This window comes from Sutterella parvirubra YIT 11816 (genome assembly GCF_000250875.1).
Taxonomy (GTDB): Bacteria; Pseudomonadota; Gammaproteobacteria; order Burkholderiales; family Burkholderiaceae_F; genus Sutterella; species Sutterella parvirubra.
In genome coordinates, this window is the sequence record NZ_JH604916.1 from 19532 (window position 1) to 24580 (window position 5049).

At 64.5% G+C, this 5049-nt stretch carries 4 protein-coding genes; all 4 read left to right on the forward strand.

The genetic code is table 11. From position 1 onward, the window contains the following. Window positions 1-674 (forward strand): peptidylprolyl isomerase (locus HMPREF9440_RS03125; protein ID WP_008541426.1); only part of this gene is annotated, 674 nt, incomplete at its 5' end. Window positions 675-918: 244 nt separating this feature from the next. Then, window positions 919-2877, forward strand: a complete 1959-nt coding sequence (locus HMPREF9440_RS03130; RefSeq protein ID WP_040763372.1) for a heme lyase CcmF/NrfE family subunit — start codon at window positions 919-921, stop codon at window positions 2875-2877. Then, window positions 2870-3565 carry a cytochrome c-type biogenesis protein gene (locus tag HMPREF9440_RS10405; protein ID WP_008541428.1) on the forward strand — a complete coding sequence of 232 codons (696 nt, stop codon included), beginning with the start codon at window positions 2870-2872 and terminating at the stop codon, window positions 3563-3565. Before HMPREF9440_RS03130 ends, HMPREF9440_RS10405 begins: the two co-directional genes overlap by 8 nt. Before the next feature lies 1 nt (window position 3566). Beyond that, on the forward strand, window positions 3567-4706 hold the full coding sequence (gene ccmI / locus HMPREF9440_RS03140) for a c-type cytochrome biogenesis protein CcmI (RefSeq protein ID WP_008541429.1): 1140 nt from the start codon (window positions 3567-3569) through the stop codon (window positions 4704-4706). Window positions 4707-5049: the final 343 nt, after the last annotated feature.

The window sequence follows — 5049 nt, forward strand, 5'->3', positions numbered from 1 at the left end:
CGAGCAACCCGAATCCCCACAGCATGATCAACCCCGAACTCGAAGATCAGGTGAAGAACATGATCATCGAGTACAAGGTGATGGCGCGCTACGCCCGTCAGCAGGGTCTCGACAAGAATCCCGACGTGCAGGCCGAAGTCGCCCGCGCGACCGACATGGTCCTCATGCAGCAGGCCGTGAACGACTTCCTGAAGAAGAACCCGATCGACGACGCCGCGATCAAGGCCGAGTACGACAAGGAAGCCGCCCGCTGGGGCAAGGAAGAAGTGCGCGTGCGCCACATCCTCGTGAAGGATCAGGCCGAAGCGAAGAAGATCATCGAAGACATCAACAAGGGTGCGTCCTTCGCGAAGCTCGCCGCCGAGAAGACCCTCGACACGCAGAGCAAGGACGTGGGCGGCATCCTCGACTGGACCTCGCCTTCCGTCTACACGGGCGACCTCTCGCGCGCGATTTCGGGCCTCAAGAAGGGCGAAATGGCCAAGGACCCCGTGCAGTCGCCCGCCGGCTGGCACATCGTCAAGGTTGAGGACGTCCGCCCGGCGGAACTCTTCCCGAAGTTCGAAGACCGCAAGATGGAACTGCGCCACATCATGCTGCAGCGCAAGGTTCAGGCCTTCATTCATGAACGCGTCCTCGGCGCCGACGTGAAGGACGCGCCCGCCAAGAAGTAAGGCGCGGAAGGAGGGCCGGTTCGGGGACGGGTTGCGCCGTCTCCGTCCGTCCGCAAGCGGAGATGCGCCGCCGGGAGTCGTCCCCGCGGCGCTTTTTTGAATGCGTTTTTGGCGATCCGTCGCGAACCTGTCTTTAAAAGTTCTCTACGCGGACTTAAAAGCAGGCAACGGCCGCGAACTCGACGGAAGTCCTCCCTCGAAGAAAGCCACCCAACAAACGTCAGCCACTTCGGAGTATTTGAACGTGACTGCTGAAATCGGGCACTACGCCCTCATCTTGTCGCTCGCGGCGGCCTTGTTGGGCGGGGTTCTCCCGCTCGCGGGGTCGTTTCTCGGGCTCTCGGGCTGGATGCGCACCGGACGCGCCGCAGCCGCCTCGCTCGCGCTGACCGGCACGATCGCGATCGCGGCGCTCGCCTACGCCTTCGTGACGAGCGACTTTTCCGTGATCAACGTGGCGAGGAACTCGAACGCCGCGCTTCCCTGGTTCTACAAGTTCGCGGCCGTCTGGGGCTCGCACGAAGGGTCGGTGCTCTTCTGGGTGGTGACGCTCTGCTGGTGGACGTTCGCGGTGAGTCTCTCCGCGAAGAACCTCCCCGAACGCGTCCTGGCCCGCATCCTCGGGACCTTGAACCTCATCAGCTTCGGGCTCTTCCTCTTCATTCTGCTCACCTCGAACCCCTTCCTGCGGCTCTTTCCGCCGCCCGCGGACGGGTCGGACCTCAATCCGCTCCTGCAGGACCCCGGGATGATCTTCCACCCGCCGATGCTCTACTTGGGCTACGTCGGCTTTGCGGTGCCCTTCGCGTTCGCGGTCGCGGCACTCATGGGCGGCAAGCTCGACGCCGCCTGGGCGCGCTGGATGCGCCCGTGGACGGCGGCCTCGTGGGTGCTTTTGACGCTCGGCATCTCCTTGGGTTCCTACTGGTCCTACTACGAACTCGGCTGGGGCGGCTGGTGGGCCTGGGACCCGGTTGAAAATTCGTCGCTCATGCCCTGGTTGACCGGCACCGCCCTCATGCACTCGATTGCGGTCACGCAGAAGCGCGGGGTCTTCAAGATTTGGACGGTGTTCCTCGCGATCCTCACCTTTTCGCTCTCGCTTCTCGGGATGTTCCTCGTGCGCTCGGGGGTGCTCACGTCTGTCCACGCCTTCGCGTCGGATCCGAAGCGCGGCGCCTTCATCCTCGTCTTCCTCTCGATCGTGATCGGCGTCTCGTTCCTGCTCTTCGCGTGGAAGGGGACGAGCGTCAAGACCCGCGGGACCTTCACGTGGTGCTCGCGCGAGTCCGCGCTCTTCGCGAACAACCTGATTTTGGTGGCCGGCATGGGCACGGTCCTTCTGGGGACGCTCTATCCCTTGTTCCTCGACGCTTTGGGCGGCGGGAAGATCTCGGTCGGCGCCCCGTACTTCAACACGGTCTTCGGGATGACGATGATCCCGATGGCGCTGCTGCTCGCCCCGGGGGCGGTCTCCGCCTGGCGTGAGGACGGCGCGGCCGCGCTCGCCCGCCGCATGGTGCCCGGTGCGGTGATCGGCCTTGCGTTGGTCGCCTGGGTCTGGGTGATGATGGGCGAAATGACCTTCGTCGCGTTGGTGGGGGCCTTCCTCACCGGCTGGATCGCCGGGGGCGTCTTCGAGGACCTCGTCCGCTTCGGGCGCACCCGCTTGCGTCAGGGGCTGAATCCGATCCTGCAGCCCGCGCAGCGCTGGGCCACGCACCTCGCGCACTTCGGCGTGGCGCTTTTGATCTTCGGCGCCGCTTTGGTGAGTTCGTTTGAGATCGAGCGCAACGTCACGATGTACCCGGGCGACGTGGTGACGATCCGCGACGCGACCTTCCGCTACAACAGCTGGGCCGAGTACCGGGGACCCAACTATACGGGCGCCAAGGGCTCGATCACGATTCTGAACCGCTCGGGCGAAGAGGTCGCGGAATTGAACCCCGAGAAGCGCAACTACGACGCCGTCGAACAGATGACGATGACCGAAGCCGCGATCACGCACCGTTGGAACGAAGACGTCTACGTCTCGATGGGGACGCCGACCCCGGACGGGAACGGCTGGGTGATCCGCGCGTACGTGAAGCCCTTCGTGATGCTGATTTGGATCGGCACGCTCTTCATGGCCCTGGGCGGCGTCTTCGCGCTCTTCGACCGGCCGCATCGTGAAAACAACCGCAGGGAGGTGCGCCATGCCTGAGCGCCGCATCAACATCACCGTCGCCTCCGTGCTGCTCTCGGCCGTCGGCTCGGTCCTTGTCGCCGGGACGGCTCTTGCGGCTGACCCTGCGGAAGAGAAGGCTCCGCTGACGGCCCCGGCCGTCGCGACCCCCGAAGCCGTGTCGGCGCAGAAGTGGATGAACGAGGGGAAGCCCTCGGCGGAAGTCGACCTGAAGGCCTTGGCCGCCGAACAAGCCGCCAAGGGACGCGAAGCCGCCCCCGCGGAATTCGACCCGCAGACGAACTCCCGGCTCTATGAAGTGAGCCGGCAGCTCCGCTGCCTCGTCTGCGCGAACGAGAGCATTGCGGAATCGAACGCGGAGCTCGCAATCGATCTGCGCAGAGAAGTCGCGGCGCAGATCGAAGCCGGCCGCACCAACGAGGAGATCATCGCCTTCATGACGGAGCGCTACGGGGACTACGTCCTCTATAAGCCCCCCTTCAAGGCGAAGACCTGGATTCTTTGGTTGGCGCCGGTCGCGTTCGTGCTGTTGGCGGGCTTCGCCGCCTGGCGCGTGGGCTCGTCGCGCCGCGGGCGCCGCGCAGGGAATTCGGACGCCGCGGTCACCGACGCGCAGATCGACGCCGCGCGCCGGATTCTCAAGGGTGAACTCAAGGTGGCCGAAGCCGTGAGCGGCGCCGCCGTTTCCAAACGGGAGGCTGAGTAACATGGGCCCGATGCAGGACAACATGGCGGGGGCCGCGGCCTCCGGCCTCAACCTCGAAATCGTCTTCGGCATCATCGCGGCGGTCCTCACGCTCGCGGTGGTGGGGCTCTTCGCCCGTGCGCTGCTCGGCCGAAAGAACTCGCCGGAAGTCGAGCTCAAGCGCCTCGAAGAAAACGTCGAAGTCCTTCAGGACGAATACCGTCGGCTTGAAGAAAAGCGCGCGGAGGGCGGGATCTCGGCGGAAGCCTTTGAAGCCCGTGAACGGGAGCTCTGCCTCCGTGTTTTGGACGAGATCGAACCCGAAGCGCCCTTGAAGGAACGTCAGGGGAAGATCGCGGGGCAGGTGCCGTTCGCGACTGCACTCACCGCCCTCGTCGCGATTCCGGCCGTCACCGTGGGGCTCTACCTCACGTACGGGGACTTCTCGTCCTTGGACCCCAAGGCCCAGGAGCAGATCGAGATGGTGCGCGCGATGAACGTCGCCGAAGCGAACATGCTCCAGAACGTCGCACGCTTGGAAGAGTCCGTGAAGAAGAATCCCGACCGTTTGGAAGCTTGGGAGATTCTTGCGGACCACTACAACCAGCAGGGGGACCTGGCGCGCGCGAAGGAAGCCTACGAGCACGTGGTGCGTCTGGATCCGAAGAACGTCGTGGCTCTCGCTGAACTGGCCGACCTCTTGGTCGCCGTCTCGGACGGGCAGCTGACCGACGAAGCGGGCGCGTACGCGAAGCGCGCCCTGGAGATCGATCCCTACAACCAGAAGGCTCTGATCGTGGGCGGCGCGTTCGCGTTCGACCGCGCGGACTGGAAGGAGGCGGTGATTCTCTTCAACCGCCTGAAGGCCCAGTTCCCCGAGGACGACGAAGTCGCCATGGCGCTCGACCACAACGTCAAGATGGCGATGAGCTACGGCAAGATGACCGAAGCCCCGAAGGATCCGGTGCCGCCCAAGCCCAATGATATGAAGATGATGCGCATGCTCGACGAAGGCAAGAACGGCGGCATGGGCGGCATGCCCAGCATGGGTGGGATGCCCGGCGTGGGCGCCGGCATGGGCTTCGGGTCGGAGGATCTCTTCGCGCCGAAGGCCCCGCAGGGTGGTGCTGCAGGCACCCCGGCCGCCCCGAACAAACCCTAAGCGGCGCCTTCACGGAAGCCTTCGGCGACCGACCGTCTTCAACGTTCGGAAACCGTTGACTTCCCTTAGAGCCCAGGAAAATCCGGCGATCTGGAGTCGCCGGATTTTCTTTGCCGAGAGACATTCAAAAGTCGCATGAATGTCCATGAGAAGATAGTAATGGCTATGAATGAGGGCAGGGCATAGGATGCGGATCAAGGGCGGCTCGGTCAACCGCTTCCCGCGAACCCATTCACTTGGAAAGGCACACACCATGACGGCGACGAAGACTTTCGGCATGACGCGGCGCGAACTCGGCCGCACGGTGGCGGCGCTTGCGACGTTGAGCGCTACGGGGGCACTG